This is a genomic window from Pseudomonas sp. KUIN-1, assembly GCF_009176725.1.
Lineage (GTDB): Bacteria > Pseudomonadota > Gammaproteobacteria > Pseudomonadales > Pseudomonadaceae > Aquipseudomonas > Aquipseudomonas fragariae.
Map to the genome: position 1 here is coordinate 5,485,477 of NZ_AP020337.1, position 26,589 is coordinate 5,512,065.

The following is a 26,589-nucleotide window of genomic DNA, read 5'->3' on the forward strand; positions in this document are numbered from 1 at the left end:
ACCATGCTGTTTCGCGGAAAAAGCGGGGTAATACATAGATGTTTCAGGACGACCCAGGTCCAGTCACCGAGCAAATACCGGACGTTGCCGTGGTTCGCGGCCTCGCCCCGGGAACAAGCTTCTGTTCCTCCAGTCAAACCCTCTGCTTCATCGCCCACTCACGGGCGGTTCGAGTTCGATAAAGGTGACGCAATGAAAACTGCACGCGCAATGGCTTTGGCAACGTTGATGGCTGTGGCGGCAAGCCCGGCATTTGCCTTCAATCTGAATGACGCCGCGAACGCGGTCTCCAATGCCACCAATGGCAATCAGAAAGCCACGGCGGCACCCGAAGTCGCGGGGCTGCTCAATACCCTGGGTACGCAGCTCAATGTCACCCCGGAACAGGCGGTTGGCGGGACGGGCGCATTGCTCGGGCTGGCGAAGAACAAACTGACCAGCACCGATTACTCGCAGTTGGCCAAATCGGTCCCGGGCCTGGAGCAAATGTCCGGCACGTCCGCGCTGGACAGTCTGGGCGGCGCCAACGGGCTGGGCAGTCTGCTGGGCGGCAAGTCAGGCAATAGTTCGATGCTCAACAGCGCACTGGGCAACGTGCAGAGCATGGGTGATGTGAACAATGCCTTCAAGGCGTTGGGCATGGACAGCACGATGGTCAGCCAGTTTGCCCCGCTGATTCTGCAATACCTGGGACAGCAAGGTGCCAGTGGTTCGGCGTTGCAGAGTCTGAGTGGGTTATGGGGTACCGGGAGCTGAGCCGGACCTTATACGCGTAGCCTTCCTCAATATATCTCCGCTCTTGTACTGCTTTTTTTGCATAGCGCCCGAGATCATCGCACCTGCTGAATTGAAGGCCGCGCCAACCATGGCGGTGCTGCGGCCTTCAGGTAATTGCCGAGCCCATTTGAAAGCAGCCGCCCCAAACGCTGTCGAGTCGTTTTTTTTCCCGGAGTACACTTGCGACGCCAGTCGCGCGTAATACTCGGCCTGCTCAAAACTCAACCCTGAGTCTCCGTGACTGGCAAAATTGCGATTCACTTGACGGAGGTTTTTGATGAAGGAAGACTGGCTGTCATTGAATGGTTCAAGCGCGTCATCAAGCCATTTTCTACTGCCTTGCAGAGGCATCGGTGAGCTAGCAGCAGGGATTAAGCCTTTGCGGGTTGTTTCAATCACATCGCCAAATTGCGCGCTGATCAGTTTTACCGACTTTAGCGCACGCGGAATGAACACTGCCAAAACCATCCGAAATACTTGTCCCGTCGGATCGACGTTATTGACAGGATCTCCTCCACAGTAGGCATAACCATTTATCCCGCCTTCACCAAACGGGCTCAGCGTATCCGGGCTGTTAAAGCGCATCAGCGTCGGGTTGAACGCGCGAAGTCCATTGCCCAGCAAGTAATGTCCAGTGATCGGATCAATCGTCTGCCCTGTAAAACCAGGTACGCCCAGTGCGGCTGTTTGCAGGGATCGCCTGCCATAAGGGCTGTAGACAAACGCCTGATTGCGCATGGCATCAAGGCTGTGCAGCACCGATCTGGCTTGATCTGTGGCAAGCAGGTCGAACAGGAGCTGATCAGATTCCACACGGCGCAATGCCAGTAAAAGATCTTCTGTCTGAACGACAGACTGGCGGGAAGTGCCCTGTATTGCTGTGGTCAGGCGGTTGTTTCGATAGAAACGCCTGACGACCTCCTGCCCCGCTGGCACTATGCTTGCCAGTCGGTCCAGTCCGTCGTAACGGTATAAGCCGATCAGCGAAACATCGGGCGATGACATGAGAGCGGATTCCGGCAACATTAAAGGCCAGTCTCATCCGCCCGTTTCGCCTCGTCTACCTGTCAGAACTGTCAGTGCCCGGGCAACTCCAGCCGCAACGCCGCAATACGCGCGTCCTTTTCGTCCCAAAGCTGATTGACCCAGCCCTGCACTTTCTCGCGAAACACAGGGTCGTTTTCGTAATCGCCCTGCCACAGCGCCGGGTCCAGTTCACGGGTCTTGATATCGACGATCACTTTGGAGACCCGACCGCAGAGCATGTCCCAGAAACCGGGAATGCCTGAATCGGGATAGACGACCGTGACGTCCAGAATGGCATCGAGTTGCTCGCCCATTGCCGCCAGCACGAAGGCTACGCCGCCGGCCTTGGGTTTGAGCAGATGGGTGTAGGGAGAGCCCTGGGCAGCATGTTTGGCTGCGGTGAAGCGCGTGCCTTCCAGATAGTTGACGATGGTCACCGGCTGGCGCTTGAACAGCTCGCAGGCGGCCTTGGTGATTTCCAGGTCCTTGCCCTTGAGCTGCGGATGCTTCGCCAGGAACGCCTTGCTGTAACGCTTCATGAACGGGTAGTCCAGCCCCCACCATGCGAGGCCCAGCAGCGGTACCCAGATCAGTTCCTTTTTCAGGAAGAACTTGAAGAACGGCGTGCGCCGATTGAGTGCCTGGACCAACGCGGGAATATCCACCCACGACTGATGATTGCTGATGACCAGATAGGAGGTGTCACCACGCAGCCCCTCATCGCCACGAATGTCCCACTGCGTCGGTATGCAGGTGGCGAAGATGACCTTGTCGATCTCGGCCCAGGTTTCGGCGATCCACATCACCGCCGCTGAATAGCGATCGCGCATCCGGCCTCTGAACAACAGCTTGAGCAACGCAAAAATCAATAGCGGACCGATAAGCAGCAGCGTATTGATCAGTAACAGCAGGGCAACAAAACAGCCGGTGAACAGACGGCGCATGACGGACTCTTGAAGGTTCAGGGGCGGCAATAATAAAGATCCTCGCGTTTTACGCCAATTACACAGGTACTTACAAATGTTTCACGTGTCGGCCTTTATGCTGACGTCACATTTATCCTGACGAACCTACCGCAGGTTCGCTGTCTAAAACCGGGCGCCAATCGGGCGCTGACTATTGCGAGGAACCTCCCACGTGAAACCGATCCTGGCGCTATTGTCTTTGCTGGCCCTGCCGGTCATGGCCGCTGAACCGACGTTGTATGGTCGCTACGAGAACATCAAGGTTGCGGAAATAGGCCAGACCTTCAAGGCCAAGATGGACACCGGCGCACTGACCGCCTCGCTGTCGGCTAAGGACATCGAGTTGTTCAAGCGCGATGGTGATGACTGGGTACGTTTCCGCCTGGCAACCAAGGGTGCAGACAACAAGGTGTATGAGCACAAGGTGTCGCGGATCAGCAAGATCAAGGGGCGTGCAGAAGGTGACGACGATGACGACGAAAGCATCAACCCTGCCAAGCGCCCTGTCGTTGACCTGGAACTGTGCCTGGGCGACAAGAAGCGTACGGTCGAGGTCAACCTGGTGGACCGCAGCCACTTCAACTTCCCGCTGTTGATCGGTGCCAAGGCACTGCGTGAGTTCGACGCCGCAGTCAATCCGGCCCGTCGTTATACCGCTGACGAGCCTGATTGCTGAGGTTGTTCATAGTCCTCAGTATCGTGTGACGCTCCACGCCCGATCCGGGACGTGCGGCACGGCGCAGATCTGTGACGCAGAGCATCACCCACGGCATTCCCACGCTGGAGCGTGAGGAACGATAGCCGCCCGCGAGAACACCATCGTACCCATGCTCCGCGTGGGTATGCATTTCTGGACGCTCCGCGTCCTATCCCGAATGTGCGGCGCGGCTCAGATCTGTGACGCAGAGCGTCACCCACGGCATTCCCACGCTGGAGCGTGAGGAACGATAGCCGCCCGCGAGAACACCATCGTGCCCATGCTCCGCGTGGGTATGCATTTCTGGACGCTCCGCGTCCTGGCTTGACTGTGCAGCGCGGCGCAGATCTGTGACGCAGAGCGTCACCCACGGCACTCCCACGCTGGAGCGTGAGGAACGATAGCCGCCCGCGAGAACACCATCGTACCCATGCTCCGCGTGGGTACGCATTTCTGGACGCTCCGCGTCCTGGCTTGACTGTGCAGCACGGCGCAGATCTGTGACGCAGAGCGTCACCCAAGGCATTCCCACGCTGGAGCGTGAGGAACGATAGCCGCCCGCGAGAACACCATCGTACCCATGCTCCGCGTGGGTATGCATTTCTGGACGCTCCGCGTCCTATCCCGAATGTGCGGCGCGGCGCAGACCTGTGACGCAGAGCGTCACCCACGGCATTCCCACGCTGGAGCGTGAGGAACGATACCGCCCGCGAGAACACCATCGTACCCATGCTCCGCGTGGGTATGCATTTCTGGACGCTCTGCGTCCTGGCTTGACTGTGCAGCGCGGCGCAGACCTGTGACGCAGAGCATCACCCACGGCATTCCCACGCTGGAGCGTGAGGAACGATAGCCGCCCGCGAGAACACCATCGTACCCATGCTCCGCGTGGGTATGCATTTCTGGACGCTCCGCGTCCTATCCCGAATGTGCGGCGCGGCTCAGATCTGTGACGCAGAGCGTCACCCACGGCATTCCCACGCTGGAGCGTGAGGAACGATAGCCGCCCGCGAGAACACCATCGTGCCCATGCTCCGCGTGGGTATGCATTTCTGGACGCTCCGCGTCCTGGCTTGACTGTGCAGCGCGGCGCAGATCTGTGACGCAGAGCGTCACCCACGGCACTCCCACGCTGGAGCGTGAGGAACGATAGCCGCCCGCGAGAACACCATCGTACCCATGCTCCGCGTGGGTACGCATTTCTGGACGCTCCGCGTCCTGGCTTGACTGTGCAGCACGGCGCAGATCTGTGACGCAGAGCGTCACCCAAGGCATTCCCACGCTGGAGCGTGAGGAACGATAGCCGCCCGCGAGAACACCATCGTACCCATGCTCCGCGTGGGTATGCATTTCTGGACGCTCCGCGTCCTATCCCGAATGTGCGGCGCGGCGCAGACCTGTGACGCAGAGCGTCACCCACGGCATTCCCACGCTGGAGCGTGAGGAACGATACCGCCCGCGAGAACACCATCGTACCCATGCTCCGCGTGGGTATGCATTTCTGGACGCTCTGCGTCCTGGCTTGACTGTGCAGCGCGGCGCAGACCTGTGACACAGAGCGTCACCCACGGCTTTCCCACGCTGGAGCATGAGGAACGATAGCCGCCCGCGAGAACACCATCGTACCCATGCTCCGCGTGGGTATGCATTTCTGGACGCTCCGCGTCCTATCCCGAATGTGCGGCGCGGCGCAGACCTGTGACGCAGAGCATCACCCACGGCATTCCCACGCTGGAGCGTGAGGAACGATACCGCCCGCGAGAACACCATGGTACCCATGCCCCGCGTGGGTATGCATTTCTGGACGCTCCGCGTCCTATCCCGAATGTGCGGCGCGGCGCAGACCTGTGACGCAGAGCATCACTCACGGCACTTCCACGCTGGAGCGTGAGGAACGATAGCCGCCCGCGAGAACACCATCGTACCCATGCTCCGCGTGGGTATGCATTTCTGGACGCTCTGCGTCCTGGCTTGACTGTGCAGCGCGGCGCAGATTGACTCAGACCGGCGGCTGGGTCGCGATCATCGATGGGCGTTGACTGATGTCCAGGTACCAGGCGGCCAGTCGCGGATAAGTGCTGCGCCAGTTCAGATCCGGCTGGCGGAAATCCAGATAGCCGAGCGCCGCGGCGACGCTGATCGATGCGACATCGAACGACGTGCTGAGCTCGGTGACCGCATCGCTTTCGAAGTAATGCAGCGAGCGTTCAATCTTCTGCTGCTGGTTGTCCAGCCACTGAACCCAGTGTTTTTCCTGCGGACGCAAGGCGGTTTCATAGCGGATCAGCACCGCTGCATCCAGCACCGCATCGGCCAGCGAGGCCAGGGTCATGCGCCTCCAGCGTGCCGAACCTTCCCGTGGGATCAGTGGCAGGCCCACGTGCTGATGGTCGAGGTAATCAAGAATCACCCGGCTGTCATGAATGACGTTGCCGTCGGCCAGCCTTAACGCGGGAAGTTTGCCGGCCGGGTTGTCTTCATTGAGCTCGGCAGACGGGCTGACCGGTGTCAGTACTGTGGTCTGCAACTCGACGCGATCGAGCTGAGCGGTTTCATGCAGCATCACCATCACCTTGCGGGCGAAGGGCGAAGCGGCGTTGAAGTACAACGTCATCGTGGGCGCTGACATGGGTATTCCTCGAATGAGACAGGATCCTAGACTAGTCAGCCTGTGCTGTGCATGCAATCAGCGCTTCAATCAACCGCGCCGTACCAGCAAGCCCTTGATACTCAACAGGGCCGCCGTCCCCATGCCCAGCCACGCCAGCGTATCCCACCAGCCGTCACCCAATAGCGCAGCGAACAGCCCGCCGCCGATAAGCAGCGCTATGACGGCGGGTATCGCAAAGGTCTTCCAGAATCGCGATGGCTTCGAACTCATTGCGCCACCTGAGCCTGAACAGCACTCACCGAGCGCGCGGCACGACGCCTCACCCACCACAGATAAACGCCGCTGCCGAGTACGATGATGGTCAGCACGTCCAGCACCGCCCAGAGAATCTTCATCGGCATGCCGCCGTAATCACCGAAATGCAGCGGTTGCGACATCCCCAGTGCGTCCATGTACCAGGGACGTTCGACCACGGCGGTGACGTGCAGGGTCTGGGCGTCGATCAGCACCGGTGTGGCGAGGTGCGCAGTCAAGTGTGTATTGCCTTTGAGGAACACCGCGTAATGATGCTCGCTGGAGAAGCGCGTGCCGGGGAAGGCGATGAAATCGGCCTGCATGCCGGGCGCAGCGGATTCGGCAATTTCCAGCAATTGAGTCGCCGGGGCGCGCTGGGTCAATGGCGGCGCGTCCTTGTAAGGGGCGATCATGGTGGCCAGCGCATCGTTGCGCCAGGAGGCAATCAGCAGATCGGCGCAGGCGCTGATCACCCCGGTCACGCCGACCACCAGCGCCCAGGTCAATGTCACTACGCCAATCAGGTTGTGCAGGTCCAGCCAGCGCGTACGCCTGGATTTATTGACCCGCACCTGAACGAACTCCAGCTTGCGCATGAACGGCGCATACAGCACGGTCCCGGAAACGATCGCCACCACGAACAGCAAGCCCATGAACGCCAGCAACAGTTTGCCGGGCAGATTGGCGTACATGTCTACGTGCAGGCGCAGCATGACCATCATGAAGCCGCCGTTGGCAGAAGGCATCTCCAGTGCCTCACCGGTGCGCGCATCGAGGGCGAAGGTGTGCGAGGAGTTGGGCTCGGTGCCGGCGGTTGCAGCGGTGATTGCCATGACGCCATTGGGGTCTTCATCGTCCCAGCCAAAATACTGCATCACCTCGCCGGGGCGATGCGCTTCGGCAGCCCTGGCCAGTTGCTCCAGGTCCAGGCGTGGCGTATCGGCAGGCATCTCTTTGTAATGCGGAGCGTCGCCGAGCAGATGATCGATTTCATGATGAAAGATCAGCGGCAGGCCGGTGACAGCCAGCATCAACAGGAACAGGGTGCAAATCAGGCTGCTCCAGGTATGCACGATGGACCAGCGGCGCACGGTTTGGCTTTTCATGGTTTATCCACAGACGAAGAGACGCAGCGCTGGGCGCGTCCCCGAAATGACTTGTAAGACTAAGCCGCTCGAAACCGAAAAAGTGTCAGGGCGATCCGTTGTCCGCATGAAAGGGTATGTTTCAGAGTTTTGCCGGAGGGGTGCCGGGCTGTTGATCCCTGGGCAGCACCGACACCCACCACGCAGTGTGTTGCTCGATCTGCACAGGCAAGGTCGGCAACAGCGCCTTGAGTGCCAGGTCGGTGTCTTGCAACGGGAAGGTGCCGGTGACGCGCAGATCGGCCACCTTCGGGTCGACGCCCAGATGTCCTGTCCGGTAACGCCCCAGTTCAGCGAGCATGTCTGCCAACCGCGCGTTGTCCACCACCAGCATGCCGCGCGTCCAGGCGTCGACGCCGGAAGGCATGCCAAGCAACGGGCCAAGTCCGTTGCGGGTCAATAGCACCTGTTGGCCCTCGCGCAGAACCTGTTCACCGGAAGCATTACGCGGGTGGGCGACAACCGCCGATTGCAACACGCTGAGCAGGGTTCCATCGGACTCGCGCCGGACCAGAAAACGCGTCCCCAGGGCGCGCATCTTTCCATCCGCCGTCTCGACGATGAAGGGCCGCGGGTCGTCATGATCGCCGGTCTGCACCAGTATTTCACCGTCCTGCAGAATGACCCGACGTTGCTGCGCATCGAAGCGCACATCGATTGCGCTGTGGGTGTTCAGACGAATCAGGGTGTTGTCCGCCAGACGCACGTCGCGCTGTTCACCGGTGGCAGTGCGCTGGTCGGCAAGCCAGTAATCGATCGGCAGATAGCGATCGCCGACGAACAATGCCAGGCCCAAGGCCATGAACACTCCGGCCAGACCGCCACCGAGCTTGCGCAAGCTGTGTCGCAGGGCACCCGGTGACTGTTGCAACGCCTTGCGTGCCGGACCTGCGGGCAAAGCAAAGCGCTGATTGACCATGCCCAACTGGCTCCAGGCCCGGGCATGCTCTTCGTCGGCGGCCAGCCAGCGCGCCAGCTCGGCGTCATTGCCGCCGTTGCTGTCCATGTTCAGTTGCCACTCGATGGCCGCATCGAGCACACGGGCAGAGACCGGTCTGGTGTTCACGTCGGCTCACCGTAGAGCGCCACGTAGCACTGACGCATGGCCTGAGCCAGGTACTGCCTGACGCGCGAGACCGAAACGCCCAGCTTCTCGGCAATCTCGGCGTGACTCATGCCGTCGAGGCGACTGTATAGAAAAGCTGCACGCGCTTTGCTGGACAGGGTACCGAGCATGCGGTCGATCGCCTTGAGGTCTTCCACAATCAGCAACTGCTCTTCCGGAGAGGGCTGCTCGGCCTCGGGCACCTGCATGAATTCCCCGAGGTAAGCCTGCTCCAGCGCAGCGCGTCGGAAGTGATCGAACATCAACCCTTTGGCGACGGTTGCCAGGAAAGCACGCGGTTCTCTGGGCGCAAGCAATTCATGGCGCCCCAGCAAGCGCACGAACGTGTCCTGACTCAAATCCTGAGCACGTTGCGGGCAGGCGACATTGCGTCTGAGCCAGGCCAGCAGCCAGCCGCGATGATCGCGATACAGCGCACCAACGATCTCGCTATGAGTGCTTGGGACTGACGACACGAATGGCCTCGATGAGAAAGTTCTAACTAAAGAGAATCATTCGCGATTGTGGCAGAGCGGAGGGGTAGTGGCAATTCGCGTCTGTCGGGAGGAGGGTCTGAATCGAGCGGGTTCTCGTCCCCACGCGGGAGCGTGAGGAACGAGAATCTCGTAACTGTCGTACCAATGTTCCAGTGTGGACATGCATTCCACGCTGGAGCATGCACAACGCAAGGCGTCCCGGGAGGACGCCTGGTCGTCGGATCAGGCCTGATGGCTGATCTCGCGCAGCGGCTTGCCACGTGCCGGCTTGTCGCCTGCGACGAAGTAGTCGGCCGTGCTGCGTGGCAGAGGCTGACGACCACGGATCTTGTCGGCGATTTTCTCGGCGATCATGATCGTCGGTGCATTCAGGTTACCGGTGGTGATGATCGGCATGATCGAGGCATCGACCACGCGCAGGCTTTGCAAGCCATGCACGCGACCCTGACCATCGACAACCGCCATCTCGTCGGTGCCCATCTTGCACGAGCAGGACGGGTGATAAGCCGTTTCGGCATGCTCACGCACGAACTGGTCCAGCGCCTCGTCGGACTGCACGTCGATGCCGGGGCTGATTTCGCGGCCACGGTACGGGTCCAGTGCCGGTTGCTGCATGATCTCGCGAGTCAGGCGGATGCCGTCACGGAACTCCTGCCAGTCCTGCTCGCTGGCCATGTAGTTGAACAGGATGCTCGGGTACTCGCGCGGGTCTTTGGATTTGACCTGCACACGACCACGGCTCGGCGAACGCATGGAGCCGACGTGAGCCTGGAAACCGTGTTCCTGAACACCCTTGGTGCCGTTGTAGTTAATCGCCACCGGCAGGAAGTGGTACTGAATGTTCGGCCATTCGAACGCTTCACTGGAGCGAATGAAACCACCGGCTTCAAACTGGTTGCTCGCACCGATACCTGTACCGAGGAACATCCACTCAGCACCGATGGCCGGCTGGTTCCACCACTTCAGCGAAGGATACAGCGACACCGGCTGGGTGCAGGCGTACTGCAGGTACATCTCCAGGTGATCCTGAAGGTTCTGGCCAACGCCCGGCAGGTCATGAACCACCGGGATATCGAGCTTGTTCAGCACTTCGGCCGGGCCGACGCCGGAACGCTGGAGAATCTGTGGCGAAGCGATCGCGCCGCCACACAGCAGCACTTCCTTGCGGGCACGGGCCTGGATGCGCGTGTCGCTGTCGCCCACCAGGTAGGCCACGCCGACGGCACGCTTGCCTTCGAACAGAATGCGATCGGTCAGCGCGTGAGTGACGATGGTCAGGGTCGAGCGCTTCTTGGCCTCGTCCAGATAACCACGGGCGGTACTGGCGCGACGACCGTTAGGCGTCACGGTGCGGTCCATCGGACCGAAACCTTCCTGCTGATAACCGTTGAGGTCGTCAGTACGCGGGAAACCGGCTTGCACGCCCGCCTCGACCATCGCGTGGAACAGCGGATTGTTGCCCGCCTTGGGCGTGGTCACGCTGACCGGACCTTCACCACCGTGGTAATCATTCGGGCCGATGTCGCGGGTTTCGGCCTTGCGGAAGTACGGCAGGCAATCGAGGTAGCTCCAGTCTTCGAGACCCGGCTCCTTGGCCCAGCCGTCGTAGTCCATCGCGTTGCCGCGGATATAGCACATGCCGTTGATCAGCGATGAGCCGCCCAGGCCTTTGCCGCGACCGCATTCCATCCGGCGGTTGTTCATGTGCGGCTCTGGCTCGGTCTCGTAGGCCCAGTTGTAGCGACGGCCCTGCAGCGGGAATGCCAGGGCGGCAGGCATCTGGGTACGGAAATCCAGACGGTAGTCCGGGCCACCGGCTTCGAGCAGCAGAACGGTGACGCCTGCGTCTTCGGTGAGACGGGCTGCCAGAGTGTTACCGGCCGAGCCGGCACCGATGATGATGTAGTCGTATTCGGATTGAGTCGTCATAGAGGCTCCCTCATAGAGCTGCGAGTTTCAAGCCTGGGCCGCAAGCAGAAGCCGCCAGGCGATACTCGTGAAAATGGGGTGCGGCAGGCAGCTTTTGAGTGCGTCTGCTTGAGGCCTGCCGCGTGCCACTGAAACCGTGTTTAGAAAACCGAGGCGTAATCGCCCAGCTCGATCTGTACCGACTTGATGCGCGTGTACTGGGCCAGCGAGCTGATGCCGTTCTCACGACCGACGCCCGACTGCTTGTAACCGCCGACCGGCATTTGTGCCGCCGACTCGCCCCAGGCGTTGATCCAGCAGATACCGGCTTCCAGCAGATGAATCACGCGGTGGGCGCGGTTCAGGTCGCGGGTCACGATGCCTGCGGCCAGACCGAAGTCAGTATCGTTGGCGCGGCGCACCACTTCATCTTCGGTGTCGTAACCGAGGATGCTCATCACCGGGCCGAAGATTTCTTCACGCACGATGGTCATCTCGTCGGTGCAGTCGGTGAACACGGTCGGCGCAACGAACGCGCCCTTGTCGAACACACCGCCGGTCAGGCGATCGCCGCCGCACAACAGACGTGCGCCCTGCTCTTTGCCCTTGGCGATATAGCCCAGCACGCTTTCCATGTGCTCGAAGCTGACCAGCGGGCCGAAATTGATGTTTTCGTCTTCCGGGTTACCGGCGCGGATGCGCTTCACACGCTCGAGGATCTTCGCTTCGAACTCGGCTTTCAGGGCATTCGGCACGAACACGCGGGTGCCGTTGGTGCAGACCTGGCCGGAGCTGTAGAAGTTGGCCATCATCGCGATGTCAGCGGCGCGATCCAGATCGGCATCGTCAAACACGATCAGCGGTGACTTGCCGCCCAGTTCCATGGTCACTTCCTTGAGCGACGAGCTCGAGGCGCTGGCCATGACTTTCTTGCCGGTGTCGGTGCCGCCGGTGAAGGAGACTTTCTCGATGCGCGGGTGCTCGGTGATCCAGGTGCCGACTTCACGGCCGCTGCCGGTCAGCACGTTGAATACGCCGTTCGGTACACCCGCTTCGGTGTAGATTTCTGCCAGCTTCAGGGTGGTCAGCGAAGTGACTTCACTCGGCTTGAAGATCATCGCATTGCCCGCCGCCAGCGCCGGGGCAGATTTCCACAGTGCGATCTGGATCGGGTAGTTCCAGGCGCCGATACCGGCTACCACACCCAGCGGCTCGCGGCGGGTGTACACGAAGGAGGAATCGCGCAGCGGGATCTGCTCGCCTTCAATGGCCGGCACCAGACCTGCGTAGTATTCCAGCACGTCGGCGCCGGTCACGATATCCACGTAGCGGGTTTCAGAGATGGCCTTGCCGGTGTCCAGGGTTTCCAGAGCGGCCAGTTCATCGTTGCGCTCGCGCAGGATGTCGACGGCACGGCGCAGGATGCGCGAACGCTCGACCGCAGTCATGGCGGCCCAGATTTTCTGACCCTTTTCGGCCGCGACGACGGCGCGCTCGACATCGTCCTTGCCGGCGCGCTGGATCTGCGCCAGGACTTCGCCGTTCGCCGGGTTGATGGCGTCGAAGGTTTCAGGGTTGCTGGCATCGACATAACCGCCATCGATGTAAAGTTTCTGCAGTTCAAAACGGGCCATAAAGTCCTCGCAAATTCAGTGGGGGGCGATGACTGCTTTCAGTGTGCCGGGTTGGTTCGGCAACAGGCTTCTACAGTTGTTCGGTGAGGAGCTTCGAAAGCTTCAGCTCGCCGATTTCGCCAATTGAAAGTCCATGTACTCGTAAGCGATCCGTTGCGCTTGCTCGGTGTCGAATGCATCGCCTGACAGCGCGCCTCTCAGCCACAACCCGTCTATCAGGGCTGCCAGCCCGCGGGCGGCGCTGCGTGCCTGTTCCAGTGGCAAGGTGCGGCGGAACTGACAGCACAGGTTCGAATACAAACGGTGGTCGTTGATACGCTGCAATCGGTGCAGCGAAGGGTGATGCATGCTGGTCGCCCAGAAGGCCAGCCAGGTTTTCATGGCCGGGCCGCTGACCTGACTGGCGTCGAAGTTGCCTTCGATGATCACTTGCAGGTGAGCCCTGGGGCTGTCTTCGGTCAGCGCCTGACGGCGTTCGCGGACGTTCTGGATCAAGGCGTTCATCAGGTGCCGCATCGTGGCAGCGATCAGGCCGTTCTTGTCCTGAAAATAGTGACTGATGATGCCGTTGGATACGCCTGCCAGTCGCGCAATCAAGGCAATGCTGGCGTCACCCATACCGACCTGATCGACCGCAGTCAGCGTGGCCTGGATCAACTGTTGGCGGCGGATGGGTTGCATTCCGACCTTGGGCATTGGCGCGATTCTCCCGGGTGTCTGCAGTGATCGTTGTATCGACATGACGGGGCCAGTCTAAAGATTTTTTATTGAACGATCAATCAATAAAAAATAAGAAGCGCGTTTTCACTGCCTGTCGGACAGTCTGAATCCGTCCAGCCATCACTTTGCGGCAAGGCACAGATCTGTGACGCGGAGCGTCACGCAAGGCATTCCCACGCTGGAGCGTGCGGAACGATAGGATCTACAACTATCGTGCCCATGCTCCGCGTGGGTATGCCGTTCTGGACGCTCCGCGTCCTCCCTTGAGCAGGTGGCGCGGCTTGGATCTGTGACGCGCAGAGCGTCACGACAGGCATTCCCACGCTGGAGCGTGAGGAACGATGACCTCAACTATCGTGCGACGCTCCGCGTCGCATGCCGTTCTGGACGCTCTGCGTCCGCTCTTCAGAGCCGCAAGGGCTCAATCCTGCAACACCACATCCGCCAGCTCATCGATTGCTTCCTGCCTCTCGCCCTGATTTGGCTTCGGATGTGGGTTGAGCGTCGACCACTGCGGGTGGGCGCGGGCTCGGGAGAGGGGTTCGGGGATTTTGCCTTTGCGCCAGGTCTTGTCCTGCGGCGTGGTCAGTTCGATGCTGTGCAGCGCAGCATGGCCTCTGATACCCAGCGCCAGCAGCAAGTGACGCTGACGCAGGGCAAGCAGGCGCAGTACCGCATCGTCGACGGTCAGCTCTCTGCGCCCCTTGAGCTTGCCGAGCAACCGGCCGCCGTAGCTGCGCGCGGTGGATAACGCACCACCGGCAATCGCCCCGACAAGCGCCGCCGCACCCAGCGTCACGCCGCCAACCATCAGATCGACCCCTGCCCCGGCCGCCGCGCCAGCCGCCACGCCGCCGCCAACGCGCACGCCCATCAACTTCAGGGTTTCCGGGTTGAACAGGTCATCGCCCCAACGGCCGTCCATCAACGGCAAATCGCTGCTGGACACATCATCCTTGCGAAACGCATACAGCTTGAGCAGCGCCTCGACACACTGTTGCTCGCGCTGCCGAACCGCCTTGCGCAGCGCTTCCACGGCCTGCTGCTCCTGGTCGGCGGTGGTTTCGACACTGCGTCGGCACGCTGCGCAATCAATCAGCAGCTCGGCGATCAGGCGAGCAGCGCTGTGGCGTTTGGCCGAGCGCTGTTTTTCCTGATCATCAATCAGCCGTTCAAGCCGCGGCCGCGCGCTTTCCAGCAACAGCGCCAGGCTTTCATACAGACGACGACCGCCGTCTTCCGGGGGCGCTACGCTGTCGAAACGTACCAGCGCATGCAGGCCCAAGCGGGAAAGCGCTTCGCGCCATTCCGGCACGCGGTGCTGCTGCGCACTGACGAAATTCAGCACCGGCAGCAGCGGCTTGCCACAGCTCGCCAATACCGCCAGCTCGTCACGGTATTTGGCCAGCACCGGCTCACGTGCATCGATCACATACAGACCTGCGTCCGAGTCGAGCAACTGGCGCATGACCTTGGCCTCTTGCTCAAAACGCTGGCGTGCCTCGCTGCCCTCCAGAAAACGCGCCAGTCGTGCCGGCCCGTCCAGACGCTCGCCGGGGCGGTCCAGGCGCTCCAGATAATCGAGCAGCGCAATGGCGTCTTCCAGACCCGGCGTGTCGTACAGCTCGACCACGGCCTGACCGTCCACAGAAAGGCGCGCGCCCTCGACATGGCGAGTCGTACTGGGACGATGGGACACTTCGCCGAAGCTGACATCACCGGTCAACGTACGCAGCAGCGAGGTCTTGCCGACATTGGTATGACCGACCACCGCCAGCTTGATCGCACGAGTGCCGTCTGCTTCAGTCATGGCCTGTCTCCAGCCAGTTCAAGGGCACAGTGTCGGCGTGCGGCAACTGCAATTGATCCAGCGCGACGTGCCAGTCGCCGAGGCGCTCAGGGTCAAGCCTCTGCCCGGCAGGCGCGGGCAACAGCCAGATGCGCGTTGCTCCGGCGCAGCGTGCCAGTTCGGCGATCAACGCCAGACTGCCACGGTCCGGCGAGCGGCGCGGGTCGCAGGCGATCAGCATGCGCGCAGGCGGATACTGGGTCAGTTGCTCCAGCAGTTTGTGGCGCGACTCACGGCTGTCGAGAATGCCTGCATCGGCCACACCCGACGGCAGCGCTGGCGGCCAGACCTGCTGATCATCCAGCTCGATGGCCACTAACAAGGCGCCATTGCTTTCGGTTGCCCCTGCGCCGGACTGCACCTGATGCAGTGCAGCAGGTTCGGCATCGTTGACACCCAGGCGCTCGCTGCTGGGCATCAGGCGCTCACGCAATTCAAGGTATTCGGGCAAATCCAGATCAAGGCGCAGCGCTGCCCTGCCCTGCTTCCAGCGCCACAGGCAGAACCCGGCCAGCAACAGACGCGGCACGATGCCGTACACCAGCAACACACCCACCAGCCAGGCCGCCCAGGCCTGACGCGCATTCTCGATACTCAACGCGCCATTGCCGCTGGCACGAATCATGGTTTCATCCGGCACGCTGAACCCCAGCCATGCCGGGACGGTACTGAGCGTCTGGGTAAGGCTGACAAACGTGTCGCTGCTCAGAATGGTGGTTTCCCAGACAAACCCGTAACGTCGGGTCGCCATCAGCATCAGCAGCAACAGCAGCGCAGTGAGTAACGCCAGCAGCCACAGGCTGTGAACCACCAGCCCGAGCGCCCAGCGATTCAGGCGCTGGCGTTGCAGCAGCAAAACCAGCGCGGGGGCGAGTTGTGCGGCCTGGGCGTCACGGGCGAGCTTTTCGCTCAGCCACAGCCATAATCGGCCCAGCCCGGTATTACTGCGCCCGGCGAAGATCAGGCCCAGCGCCCAGGTCAGCAACAGCACAAGGTTCAGCCCAAGCAGGCTGCCCAGCGCCCAGAACACATTGACCGGTGCCTGCCCGTCGCCCATTGCGGCGAACGCCAGGCCCGCGCCACTGATGACCGCGAGCACCGCCAGCGCAATCAACGCCAGCCGTGCGCCCTGCTTCCAGTGATGCAGCGCGCCAAGCATGCCGTCGCGCTGCGCAAGGCCGAGGGCACGGTGGGTAATGCGCGCAGTCAGGTCGCCTCCGGCAGCGCGGGCACGGCGATTGGCTTCCAGATCATCCAGCACGCCAGCCTGCTGTTCACGCAGGCGCACGGCTTCGGTCAGCCAGAGGGTATCGAGGGGGGTCAGTGCAGTCACACAGTGTCTCTTGATTGAATTCAGCGGTGAGCATAACCGCAGTCATGGGACTGAGCACGGCACATGTCAGTTCATTCGCCTGCCCTGCGACCTCTGATATCCTCGCGACATGAAAACTCATCTGCCCCTCAGCCTGATTGCCGCACTTGGTGAAAACCGAGTGATTGGCGTCGACAATTCCATGCCCTGGCATTTGCCGGGGGATTTCAAATATTTCAAGGCAACGACGCTCGGCAAGCCGATCATCATGGGTCGCAAGACCTGGGATTCGTTGGGCCGCCCGCTGCCCGGACGCCTCAATCTGGTGGTCAGCCGCCAGACCGACCTGCAGCTTGAAGGCGCAGAAGTCTTCGCTTCGCTGGACGCCGCCGTCGTGCGGGCCGAGCAGTGGGCGCAGGAACAGGGTGTCGACGAGGTGATGCTGATCGGCGGCGCGCAGCTTTACGCTCAAGGCCTCCCTCAGGCAGATCGCCTGTACCTGACTCGCGTGGCGCTGAGCCCTGACGGCGACGCGTGGTTTCCGGAATTCGATACGGCGCAGTGGGCGCTGGTATCCAACACCGAAAACGCCGCCGTCGATGACAAACCGGCTTACAACTTCGAAGTGTGGGAACGCGTCTGATCAGCAATTTCTGGAGCAATTGCGGCCGCTGACGAAAAACTGCAACAAAAGTGTCGCTTTTGGTTTCACTGTCGCAAATAAAGGGGCAAACGGCGTCATTTGGCCTTTTTCGGGTCGCTGACGTACTTTTGCCTTCACAATAATTTGTTACGGTCTGCCCCTTCGTTTTTTCGACAAGGGGAAATCGCCTATGAAACTCGTGCCAAAACTGTTGGCCGCGGCCGTCTGCTTCGGGCTTGCCAGCCAGGCTATCGCGGCCACCGAACTGAAGCATTGGCCCGAGCCTGCCGCCAAGGCGCTCGACGCAATGATTGCGGCGAATGCCAACAAGGGCAATTACGCGGTCTTCGACATGGACAACACCAGCTATCGCTTCGACCTCGAAGAAGCGTTGCTGCCGTACATGGAAAACAAAGGCCTGATCACCCGCGAAACACTCGATCCCTCGCTGAAGCTGATCCCCTTCAAAGACACCGCCGAGCACAAGGAAAGCCTGTTCAGTTACTACTATCGTCTTTGCGAAATAGACGACATGGTCTGCTACCCGTGGGTCGCGCAGGTGTTTTCCGGCTTTACGCTTCAGGAGCTCAAGGGCTACGTCGATGAGCTGATGGCGCTGAAAAAGCCGATCCCTGCGACCTACTACGAAGGCGACACCGTCAAGCAAATCAACGTCGAGCCGCCGCGGGTATTCACCGGACAGGCCGAGCTGTACAACAAGCTGATGGAAAACGGCATCGAGGTGTATGTGATGACCGCTGCGTCCGAAGAGCTGGTACGCATGGTCGCTGCCGATCCGAAGTACGGCTACAACGTCAAACCACAGAATGTGATCGGCGTGAGCACGCTGCTCAAGGACCGCAAGACCGGCGAGCTGACCACTGCACGCAAGCAGATCACGGCGGGTAAGTATGATCCGAAAAGCAATATGGGCCTGGAGCTGACGCCTTATCTGTGGACCCCGGCGACCTGGATGGCCGGCAAGCAGGCGGCCATTCTGACCTACATCGATCAGTGGAAAAAACCGGTCCTGGTCGGCGGCGATACCCCGACCAGCGACGGCTACATGCTGTTTCACAGCGTCGATGTGAGCAAGGGCGGCGTGCACTTGTGGATCAACCGCAAGGACAAGTACATGACCCAGCTGAATGGCATGATCAAGGACAATGCCGAAGCTCAGGCCAGGGAGAAACTGCCGGTTACGGCGGACAAGAACTGGGTGATCGTCAAGCCGGACGAGATTCAGTAAGCGGCACAACATTGCGGGATTGCGGGTTGTTACCAACCCGCAATCCCGGTCAGTCGACTTTCTCGAACTTCAGATCCCAGACGCCGTGTCCGAGCTTCTCGCCACGGCGCTCGAACTTGGTGATCGGCCGTTCCGCAGGGCGCGGGACGTACTGGTTGTCTTCAGCCTGATTGCGATAACCGGGCGCCACGCTCATCACTTCCAGCATGTATTCCGCGTAAGGCCCCCAATCGGTGGCCATGTGGAACACCCCGCCGACCTTCAGCTTGCTGCGCACCAGTGCGGCGAATTCAGGCTGCACGATGCGGCGCTTGTGGTGACGACTCTTGTGCCACGGGTCCGGGAAGAACAGCATCAGGCGATCCAGGCTGTTATCCGCGACGCAGCGGTTCAGCACTTCGATGGCGTCGCAATCATAGACGCGCACATTGGTCAGCCCCTGGGTCAGGACGCCGTTGAGCAGCGCGCCTACGCCTGGAGAGTGCACCTCGACACCGATGAAGTCGTGCTCGCGAGCCGCAGCCGCCATTTCCAGCAGCGAGTGGCCCATGCCGAAGCCGATTTCCAGCGTACGCGGCGCAGAGCGACCGAACACCTGATCGAAATCCACCGGCGTGTCGGTCAGCGACAGGCCATACAACGGGAGGCCTTGATCGAGGCCGCGCTGCTGACCTTCGGTCATGCGGCCGGCTCGCATCACGAAACTCTTGATGCGGCGGTGCGGGCGCTCTTCGCCTTCTTCGACAGCAGGCGACTCTGGGTGCGGAACGTGCGAATCAGTCATCAACGGGCTCTTACTTGATCAGGCCATCCAGCGGCGAAGACGCGCTGGCATAGAGTTTTCGTGGCATGCGCCCGGCGAGGTAGGCCAGACGACCGGCAATTACGGCGTGCTTCATGGCTTCAGCCATCATCACCGGCTGCTGGGCATGGGCGATGGCCGAGTTCATCAATACGGCTTCACAGCCCAGTTCCATCGCAATGGTGGCGTCTGAGGCAGTACCGACACCGGCATCGACCAGCACCGGCACTTTGGTTTCTTCAAGAATGATCTGCAGGTTGTAGGGGTTGCAGATACCCAGACCGCTGCCGATCAGGCCGGCCAGCGGCATGATCGCGATACAGCCGATTTCGGCCAGCTGGCGGGCGATGATCGGGTCATCACTGGTGTAGACCATCACGTCGAAGCCGTCCTTGACTAGGATCTCGGCGGCCTTGAGGGTTTCGATCACATTCGGAAACAGGGTTTTCTGATCGGCCAGCACTTCGAGCTTGACCAGATTGCGGCCGTCGAGCAATTCCCGGGACAGGCGGCAGGTGCGCACGGCCTCGGTCGCATCGAAGCAGCCAGCGGTGTTCGGCAAAATGGTGTAGCGATCAGGCGGCAGCACGTCCAGCAGGTTCGGCTCGCCGGGGTTCTGGCCCAGGTTGGTGCGGCGCACGGCAACGGTGACGATCTCGGCGCCCGAGGCTTCGATGGCCAGACGGGTCTGTTCCATATCGATGTACTTGCCGGTGCCCACCAGCAGGCGCGACTCGAAAGTCCGACCGGCCAGGACGAAAGGCTTGTCGCTGCGAACATTGCTCATCGGAAATCCTCATAACGTGCAGATGGGGTTGGGCGCAGTGCGGATTGCGAACTAGCCACCGCCAATGGCATGCACCACTTCGACCTGATCGCCTTCGCTCAGGACGGTCGTCACATGCTGACTGCGCGGCACGATATCCAGGTTCAGTTCCACCGCGACCCGGCGCCCTGCAAGGTCCAGACGGGTCAGCAATGCCGCGACGGTTGCGCCATCGGGCAATTCAAAGGGTTCGCCGTTCAACTGAATGTGCATGCGAGAGCAGCCATCATTTTTGGGGGGCCAGCATTCTAGCCCGATCAGCCGGTATGACCAAGGCAAAGCCACGCCATTCGTCTCAAGCGCGGCCTGCTTCACGAGAGCAGACGCTCAAGGAGGCGAACCCAGCCTCCAGGCCGCCAGCCCGAGCATCGACCAGCCGAACAGAAAGGCCAGACCACCGAACGGCGTGATGATGCCCAGCTTGCTGAAACCGGTGAGGGTCAGGGCGTAGAGGCTGCCGGAAAACAGCAGAATACCGACCGCGAAGGAGAATCCGGCCCAGGTGACCAGGCGTCCGGGGATGTGCGTTGCCAGTATCGCCACGCCGAGCAGGGCCAGCGCGTGAATCAGCTGATAAAGCACTCCCGTGTGGAACACCGCCAGGTACTCGGCACTCAGGCGTTCCTTGAGGCCGTGGGCGGCAAACGCGCCAAGGGCCACACCGGTAAAGCCAAAGAAGGCGGCCAGCATCAAAAAGCTACGAAGCATCAGGGACTCCAGGGAAAAATCGTCGAAAGGCGCACGGTCTGTATAATGGCCCGCTCAACGGGTTCGGCCAAGCCATCTCTATGCTGCAGTCTATTCTTCGTCGCATCGTCAAAGCCCTGCTGTGGTTCGCCGCAGGCAGTGTTCTCGTGGTTCTGGTTCTGCGCTGGGTGCCGCCACCGGGCACGGCGCTGATGGTCGAGCGCAAGGTAGAATCCTGGTTCGACGGCGAGCCTATCGACCTGCAACGCGACTGGGAACCGTTGGACAAAATCTCCGACAATCTGAAAATCGCGGTCATTGCCGGCGAAGACCAGAAATTCGCCGAGCACTGGGGTTTCGACGTCGACGCGATTCAAGCGGCCATTCTGCATAACGAGCGTGGCGGCTCGATACGCGGCGCCAGCACGCTCAGCCAGCAGGTATCGAAAAACCTGTTCCTGTGGTCCGGCCGCAGCTACCTGCGCAAGGGACTGGAAGCCTGGTTCACCATGCTGATCGAGCTACTGTGGTCCAAGGAGCGCATCCTCGAGGTGTACCTCAACAGTGTCGAGTGGGACGAAGGCGTATTCGGTGCCCAGGCTGCGGCGCAACACCACTTCCGCACCAACGCCAGCGCGCTTTCCGCCCAGCAGGCCAGCTACCTCGCCGCCGTCCTGCCCAACCCGCGCCAGTGGAGCGCCAGCCACCCGAGCAGCTACGTCTCGCGCCGCGCAGGCTGGATTCGGCAGCAGATGCGTCAGTTGGGTGGGGATGAGTACCTGCAGGGGCTGAACAGCAGCCGTCGGTGGTGATGTTTGCACTCGGTTTCAATGGCCTCTCGCTACCTACGTTCGAGCATGAGAACGGGCCTTTGTAGGAGCGAACTTGTTCGCGAAGGCATTGTTTCGAACAACAAATCTTCTGCGACTGTACGGGCCCTTTCGCGAACAAGTTCGCTCCTACGTTTGGGCATGAGAGCCGGATGGCTTTTGTAGGAGCGAACTTGTTCGCGAAGGCTTTGTTTCGAACAACAAATCTTCTGCGACTGTACGGGCCCTTTCGCGAACAAGTTCGCTCCTACGTTTGGGCATGGGAGCCGGATGGCTTTTGTAGGAGCGAACTTGTTCGCGAAGGCATTGTTTCCAACGCCAAATCTTCTGCGCCTGTACGGGCCCTTTCGCGAACAAGTTCGCTCCTACGTTCGGGCATGAGAACGGGCTTTTGTAGGAGCGAACTTGTTCGCGAAGGCATTGTTTCAAACGACGAATCTTTTGCGACTGTACGGGCCCTTTCGCGAACAAGTTCGCTCCTACGTTCGGGCATGAGAACGGGCTTTTGTAGGAGCGAACTTGTTCGCGAAGGCATTGTTCCGAACGCCAAATCTTCTGCGACTGTACGGGCCCTTTCGCGAACAAGTTCGCTCCTACAAAACTATGCAGTTAGTGACGCTCTGCGTCACAAAGAGGACGCAGAGCGCCGCACGATAGCGGATACACAAACAAAAACGCCCCGATCATCTCGGGGCGTTTTTCGTTGCCGGGTAGCCTTACGCGGCGATCGACGTCTTGAGCTTGTTCATCGCGCTTTTTTCCAGCTGACGAATACGCTCCGCGGAGACGTTGTACTTCTGCGCCAGGTCGTGCAGCGTGGCTTTTTCTTCTGCCAGCCAGCGCTGGTAGAGAATGTCGCGGCTGCGTTCGTCCAGCACGTCCAGCGCCTGATGCAGATTGGCGGTGGAGTTGTCGGTCCAGTCGGAATCTTCCAGTTGACGCGCCGGGTCGTAGCGGTGGTCTTCCAGATAATTGGCCGGCGACTGGAACGCGCTGTCGTCATCCGCTTCGGCGGCCGGGTCAAAGGCCATGTCATGGCCGGTCAGACGGCTTTCCATCTCCCGCACTTCACGCGGTTCGACGCCCAGGCTTTCCGCGACGCGATGCACTTCATCGTTGTTCAGCCAGGCCAGACGCTTCTTCTGGCTGCGCAGGTTGAAGAACAATTTGCGCTGTGCCTTGGTCGTGGCGACCTTGACGATGCGCCAGTTGCGCAGGATGAACTCGTGAATTTCGGCCTTGATCCAGTGCACGGCAAAAGACACCAGACGCACGCCCATTTCCGGGTTGAAACGCTTCACGGCCTTCATCAGACCGACATTACCTTCCTGGATCAGGTCAGCCTGAGCCAGACCGTAACCCGAATAACTGCGAGCGATGTGCACGACAAAGCGCAGGTGGGCGAGGACCATTTGTCGGGCCGCGTCCAGATCCTGCTCATAGTAGAGACTCTCAGCCAGTTCACGCTCCCGCTCGGGCGTCAGCAATGGAATGCTGTTGACCGTTTGCACATAGGCCTCGAGGTTTGCACCCGGGACTAAAGCATAAGCAGGTTGCAAAGAAGTGGTCATACGAAAAAACCTCCAGCGCACAGGTTATGTGCAGTTCAGCATTAGCCAGATTGACCCGGAACCGCTAACCAAGTTCCTTGATTTTCAGAGGCCAGTCTGGTGAAACAATAATGTGGCTCTACCGGGGCGCCAGTTCACGAAGATGTCGGGCCACCGCAATCCAGGCACCGATATACCCTAACAGAACCGCTCCAAGCAAGAGGGAAAGACCATCACCCATCGGCACACCGGCCAGCGCGAAGTCACTGCCATAGAGACCTGCCAGCCCGACGACCGCGCCGTTCAGCCAGTTCAGGCCATAAGCCAGAACGCCCCAGGACAGGATGCCTGCCCCGAAGCCGTACAGCGCGCCCATATAAAGGAAAGGCCTGCGCACGTAGCTGTCGGTACCGCCCACCAGCTTGATGACTTCGATTTCGATTCGGCGGTTTTCAATGTGTAGACGAATTGTGTTACCAATTACTAACAGCAAAGCCGAGACCAGCAAAACCGTCAAGCCGAAAACGAACCGATCACCCAGTTTGAGGATCGCGGCCAGTCTTTCGACCCAGACCAGGTCCAGCTGCGCCTGCTCTACTTTAGGCAATTGGGCCAGTCGCGTACGCAAGGCTTCCAGCGCAGGCTTGTCCACTTCGTCCGGCGTCACCAGCACCACGCCCGGAAGCGGGTTCTCCGGCAATTCCTTGAGCGCCTCGCCCAGCCCGGACTGTTGCTTGAACTCGCCCAACGCCTGTTCGCTGCTGATGTACTCGGCATCTGCCACGCCGGGCATCGCCTTGATTTCATCGCGCAGGCGAGTGCCATCAGCGGTGCTGGCATCCAGGTTCAGGTAGATCGAAATCTGCGCCGCGCGCTGCCACGAACCTCCCAGACGCTCGACATTGCTCAGCAGCAACGACAAGCCCATCGGCAGGCTCAAGGCAATCGCCATGACCAGACAGGTAAAGAAACTGCCAATCGGTTGCTTGCCCAGGCGGCGCAGGCTGTCCAGCAGACTGGAGCGATGGCTTTCCAGCCAGGCAGACAACAGCGCGCTGAAATCAGGGCCGTCGTCATCGTGGTCGTGGCGCTGCTTTTTCTGCTTCGGCGGCACCGGATCGGCGGCTTTGGGCGCGACGCGCTCTGAAACCTTGGGGCTGCGTGTGGCACTCATACTCCGGCCTCCCCGTCACCGATCAGACGACCGCGCTGCAGGGTCAGCATGCGATGGCGCATGCGGGCGATCAATGCAAGGTCGTGACTGGCGATCAGCACGCTGGTCCCCAGTCGGTTGATATCTTCAAAAACACCCATGATTTCCGCTGCCAGGCGTGGGTCGAGGTTACCGGTCGGTTCATCGGCGAGCAGCAGGGCCGGGCGGTGAACGATGGCGCGGGCAATGCCGACACGCTGTTGCTGACCGGTAGAGAGGTCACCGGGGTACAGCTCGGCCTTGTCGGACAACGCCACCCGCTCAAGCGCCGAGTCGACCCGTTTGGCGATCTCGGGCTTGGACAGGCCGAGGATCTGCAAGGGCAACGCGATGTTGTTGAACACCGTGCGATCGAACAGCAACTGATGATTCTGGAACACCACGCCGATCTGGCGACGCAGAAACGGGATTTGTGCGTTGCTGATTTGCCCAAGGTCCTGACCGGCCAGCATCAGTTTGCCGGTGGTCGGACGCTCCATGGCCAGCAACAGGCGCAGCAGCGTGCTTTTGCCGGCACCGGAATGCCCGGTGACGAACAAAAACTCGCCGCGACGTACTCGAAAGCTCAGTTCATGCAACCCGACATGTCCATTCGGGTAGCGCTTACCGACCTGCTCGAATCGAATCATGAACGCTCCCGCTCCGCAAACAGTGCCTGAACAAAGGGTTCGGCCTCGAAGGTACGCAGATCATCGATACCTTCACCGACGCCGATATAGCGAATTGGCAAGCCGAACTGCTTGGCCAGGGCGAAAATCACGCCGCCCTTGGCGGTGCCATCGAGCTTGGTCAGCGCCAGCCCGGTAAGCGTGACGGTCTGGTTGAACTGCTTGGCCTGATTGATAGCGTTCTGCCCGGTGCCCGCATCGAGGACCAGCAGGACTTCGTGAGGAGCATCTGCGTCCAGCTTGCCGATCACGCGGCGAACCTTCTTCAACTCCTCCATCAAGTTGTCCTTGGTGTGCAGACGGCCAGCGGTGTCGGCGATCAGCACGTCGATGCCACGAGCCTTGGCGGCCTGCACGGCATCGAAGATGACAGAAGCCGAGTCGGCACCGGTGTGCTGGGCGATGACCGGTATGTGATTACGCTCACCCCAGACCTGCAATTGCTCGACGGCTGCAGCGCGGAACGTGTCGCCCGCCGCCAGCATGACCTTCTTGCCTTCCAGTTGCAGCTTCTTGGCCAGCTTGCCGATGGTCGTGGTCTTGCCCGCGCCATTGACGCCGACCACCAGAATCACGAACGGCTTGTGTTCGGCCTTGATCACCAGCGGTTGCTCGACAGGCTTGAGCATCGCGGCCAGCTCGCCCTGCAACGAGGTGTACAGTGCCTGGGCGTCGGTCAACTGCTTGCGCGCGACCTTCTGGGTCAGGCTCTTGATGATGACCGAGGTGGCCTCAACGCCGACATCGGCGGTCAGCAGACGGGTTTCGATTTCTTCGAGCAGGTCGTCATCGATGGCCTTCTTGCCCAGAAACAGGCTGGCCATGCCTTCGCCGATGCTGGCACTGGTCTTCGACAGGCCCTGCTTGAGGCGTGCAAAGAAGCCGACCTTGCCGGTTTCCGGCTCGGGTGTCAGAGCAGGAGCAGGCACTGCAAGCGCTTGCGCAGCAGGCTGAACCGGTTGCGGCACTGCCTGCGCGACGACTGGCTCTGGCTCTGCAACAGGCTGAACCAGCACCGGCTCAGGCATCCCGAGCGGCACGATATCCGCCACAGGCTCCGCTACGACGGGTTCAGGCTCCAGCGGCTCGGGCGCAACAGGGGCATGGCTTGGTTCAGGGATGGCCGGCGTGACATGCGGCTCGCGCTCGTCGCTCAAGGCCACCGGCTCTTCGGTCACCGGCAAGGTCAGCCAGGGCTGAGGCGAAGGCGCGCCGGGCTCCACATGCAGTTGCGATGCAGGCGCAGCTGCTTCGACAGTGACTTCAGGCACCGATTGCGAGGCAACATGAGGCTCAACCTGCGGCGTCGCGGCAACCTGATCGGCGATCGGGTCGGGTTGCGTCGGGGATGATTCTGCTGGCTTCGGCTCGGTTTGCTGCGGCTTCTTGCGCAGCCATCCGAACAGGCCTTTCTTCTCTCCAGCCTCGGCTGGGGTCTTCTTGTCGTCGTTGGAACCAAACATGGATGACGGCTATCTCAAGGTTGCGGGGCGCCAGAGGGCGACCCGGAAAATTCTGACATGCAAAACAGACTGCGTTTAGGACTTCTTGTTCACTCACCGGCCGCTTGTGCAGCTACCT

General features: G+C 60.8%; 25 protein-coding genes. 5 read left to right on the forward strand and 20 right to left on the reverse strand.

Going from position 1 to position 26,589, the window contains the following annotated elements; all coding sequences use genetic code 11:
• Nucleotides 1–192 precede the first annotated feature (192 nt).
• Nucleotides 193–756, forward strand: a complete 564-nt coding sequence (locus KUIN1_RS24850) for a DUF2780 domain-containing protein (protein ID WP_003402209.1) — start codon at nt 193–195, stop codon at nt 754–756.
• Here KUIN1_RS24850 and KUIN1_RS24855 read toward each other — a convergent pair.
• Nucleotides 736–1,782, reverse strand: coding sequence for an RHS repeat-associated core domain-containing protein (locus KUIN1_RS24855; protein ID WP_232059991.1), 1,047 nt, complete (start codon nt 1,780–1,782; stop codon nt 736–738). The genes KUIN1_RS24850 and KUIN1_RS24855 overlap by 21 nt on opposite strands.
• 71 nt (nt 1,783–1,853) lie before the next feature.
• Nucleotides 1,854–2,747, reverse strand: a complete 894-nt coding sequence (locus KUIN1_RS24860) for an acyltransferase (protein ID WP_152092351.1) — start codon at nt 2,745–2,747, stop codon at nt 1,854–1,856.
• A gap of 193 nt (nt 2,748–2,940) precedes the next feature.
• Between KUIN1_RS24860 and rloA2 the strand changes: the two genes are divergently transcribed.
• Nucleotides 2,941–3,444 (forward strand): retropepsin-like aspartic peptidase RloA2, encoded by a 504-nt coding sequence (gene rloA2, locus KUIN1_RS24865; protein ID WP_003402218.1) that lies wholly within the window; start codon nt 2,941–2,943, stop codon nt 3,442–3,444.
• 2,020 nt (nt 3,445–5,464) lie between these two features.
• Here the strand turns inward: rloA2 and KUIN1_RS24895 are convergent.
• The 10 genes from KUIN1_RS24895 to KUIN1_RS24950 form a co-directional block, all read right to left on the reverse strand.
• The gene (locus KUIN1_RS24895) at nt 5,465–6,094 is read right to left on the reverse strand and encodes a glutathione S-transferase family protein (RefSeq protein ID WP_024638082.1); all 630 of its coding nucleotides are present in this window, start codon (nt 6,092–6,094) and stop codon (nt 5,465–5,467) included.
• Nucleotides 6,095–6,163: 69 nt separating this feature from the next.
• Nucleotides 6,164–6,346, reverse strand: coding sequence for a hypothetical protein (locus KUIN1_RS24900; RefSeq protein WP_003402221.1), 183 nt, complete (start codon nt 6,344–6,346; stop codon nt 6,164–6,166).
• The gene (locus KUIN1_RS24905; protein WP_152092353.1) at nt 6,343–7,476 is read right to left on the reverse strand and encodes a PepSY-associated TM helix domain-containing protein; all 1,134 of its coding nucleotides are present in this window, start codon (nt 7,474–7,476) and stop codon (nt 6,343–6,345) included. The genes KUIN1_RS24900 and KUIN1_RS24905 overlap by 4 nt, the downstream gene beginning before the upstream one ends.
• Nucleotides 7,477–7,597: 121 nt before the next feature.
• On the reverse strand, nt 7,598–8,581 hold the full coding sequence (locus KUIN1_RS24910; RefSeq protein WP_152092354.1) for a FecR domain-containing protein: 984 nt from the start codon (nt 8,579–8,581) through the stop codon (nt 7,598–7,600).
• Complete coding sequence (locus KUIN1_RS24915; protein WP_152092355.1) at nt 8,578–9,096, reverse strand: RNA polymerase sigma factor; 519 nt, start codon at nt 9,094–9,096, stop codon at nt 8,578–8,580. The genes KUIN1_RS24910 and KUIN1_RS24915 overlap by 4 nt, the downstream gene beginning before the upstream one ends.
• 243 nt (nt 9,097–9,339) lie before the next feature.
• The gene (gene betA / locus KUIN1_RS24920) at nt 9,340–11,046 is read right to left on the reverse strand and encodes a choline dehydrogenase (RefSeq protein WP_003402225.1); all 1,707 of its coding nucleotides are present in this window, start codon (nt 11,044–11,046) and stop codon (nt 9,340–9,342) included.
• Nucleotides 11,047–11,186: 140 nt separating this feature from the next.
• Nucleotides 11,187–12,659 (reverse strand): betaine-aldehyde dehydrogenase, encoded by a 1,473-nt coding sequence (gene betB / locus KUIN1_RS24930; protein ID WP_003393629.1) that lies wholly within the window; start codon nt 12,657–12,659, stop codon nt 11,187–11,189.
• A 102-nt stretch (nt 12,660–12,761) separates the two neighbouring features.
• The gene (betI, locus tag KUIN1_RS24935; protein ID WP_002555619.1) at nt 12,762–13,355 is read right to left on the reverse strand and encodes a transcriptional regulator BetI; all 594 of its coding nucleotides are present in this window, start codon (nt 13,353–13,355) and stop codon (nt 12,762–12,764) included.
• 445 nt (nt 13,356–13,800) lie between these two features.
• Nucleotides 13,801–15,189 (reverse strand): GTPase/DUF3482 domain-containing protein, encoded by a 1,389-nt coding sequence (locus KUIN1_RS24945; RefSeq protein ID WP_152092356.1) that lies wholly within the window; start codon nt 15,187–15,189, stop codon nt 13,801–13,803.
• Entirely contained in the window at nt 15,182–16,561 is a 1,380-nt protein-coding gene (locus tag KUIN1_RS24950; protein ID WP_152092357.1) for a DUF2868 domain-containing protein, read from the reverse strand. The genes KUIN1_RS24945 and KUIN1_RS24950 overlap by 8 nt, the downstream gene beginning before the upstream one ends.
• Nucleotides 16,562–16,670: 109 nt before the next feature.
• Between KUIN1_RS24950 and KUIN1_RS24955 the strand changes: the two genes are divergently transcribed.
• Nucleotides 16,671–17,183 (forward strand): dihydrofolate reductase, encoded by a 513-nt coding sequence (locus KUIN1_RS24955; protein ID WP_003341335.1) that lies wholly within the window; start codon nt 16,671–16,673, stop codon nt 17,181–17,183.
• A 190-nt stretch (nt 17,184–17,373) separates the two neighbouring features.
• Nucleotides 17,374–18,432 carry a hypothetical protein gene (locus KUIN1_RS24960; protein ID WP_003402229.1) on the forward strand — a complete coding sequence of 353 codons (1,059 nt, stop codon included), beginning with the start codon at nt 17,374–17,376 and terminating at the stop codon, nt 18,430–18,432.
• Between the two features lie 49 nt (nt 18,433–18,481).
• Here KUIN1_RS24960 and trmB read toward each other — a convergent pair whose 3' ends face one another.
• From trmB to KUIN1_RS24980, 4 genes are all read right to left on the reverse strand, one after another.
• Entirely contained in the window at nt 18,482–19,129 is a 648-nt protein-coding gene (trmB, locus tag KUIN1_RS24965) for a tRNA (guanosine(46)-N7)-methyltransferase TrmB (protein WP_232060035.1), read from the reverse strand.
• A 97-nt stretch (nt 19,130–19,226) separates the two neighbouring features.
• The gene (locus tag KUIN1_RS24970; protein ID WP_003304387.1) at nt 19,227–20,021 is read right to left on the reverse strand and encodes a thiazole synthase; all 795 of its coding nucleotides are present in this window, start codon (nt 20,019–20,021) and stop codon (nt 19,227–19,229) included.
• Nucleotides 20,022–20,072: 51 nt separating this feature from the next.
• Nucleotides 20,073–20,273, reverse strand: a complete 201-nt coding sequence (gene thiS / locus KUIN1_RS24975) for a sulfur carrier protein ThiS (protein WP_024650565.1) — start codon at nt 20,271–20,273, stop codon at nt 20,073–20,075.
• Between the two features lie 114 nt (nt 20,274–20,387).
• Nucleotides 20,388–20,768: a DUF423 domain-containing protein gene (locus KUIN1_RS24980; protein WP_011269203.1), complete on the reverse strand. Its 381-nt coding sequence runs from the start codon at nt 20,766–20,768 to the stop codon at nt 20,388–20,390.
• Between the two features lie 80 nt (nt 20,769–20,848).
• Between KUIN1_RS24980 and mtgA the strand changes: the two genes are divergently transcribed.
• Nucleotides 20,849–21,559, forward strand: coding sequence for a monofunctional biosynthetic peptidoglycan transglycosylase (mtgA, locus tag KUIN1_RS24985; protein ID WP_003402232.1), 711 nt, complete (start codon nt 20,849–20,851; stop codon nt 21,557–21,559).
• Between the two features lie 734 nt (nt 21,560–22,293).
• Here mtgA and rpoH read toward each other — a convergent pair.
• The 4 genes from rpoH to ftsY form a co-directional block, all read right to left on the reverse strand.
• Nucleotides 22,294–23,148: an RNA polymerase sigma factor RpoH gene (gene rpoH / locus KUIN1_RS25000; RefSeq protein ID WP_003402233.1), complete on the reverse strand. Its 855-nt coding sequence runs from the start codon at nt 23,146–23,148 to the stop codon at nt 22,294–22,296.
• 118 nt (nt 23,149–23,266) lie between these two features.
• On the reverse strand, nt 23,267–24,301 hold the full coding sequence (gene ftsX / locus KUIN1_RS25005) for a permease-like cell division protein FtsX (RefSeq protein ID WP_003402234.1): 1,035 nt from the start codon (nt 24,299–24,301) through the stop codon (nt 23,267–23,269).
• On the reverse strand, nt 24,298–24,969 hold the full coding sequence (gene ftsE / locus KUIN1_RS25010; RefSeq protein ID WP_002555631.1) for a cell division ATP-binding protein FtsE: 672 nt from the start codon (nt 24,967–24,969) through the stop codon (nt 24,298–24,300). Before ftsE ends, ftsX begins: the two co-directional genes overlap by 4 nt.
• Nucleotides 24,966–26,471, reverse strand: coding sequence for a signal recognition particle-docking protein FtsY (ftsY, locus tag KUIN1_RS25015; protein WP_103713740.1), 1,506 nt, complete (start codon nt 26,469–26,471; stop codon nt 24,966–24,968). The genes ftsE and ftsY overlap by 4 nt, the downstream gene beginning before the upstream one ends.
• Between the last annotated feature and the right edge of the window lie 118 nt (nt 26,472–26,589).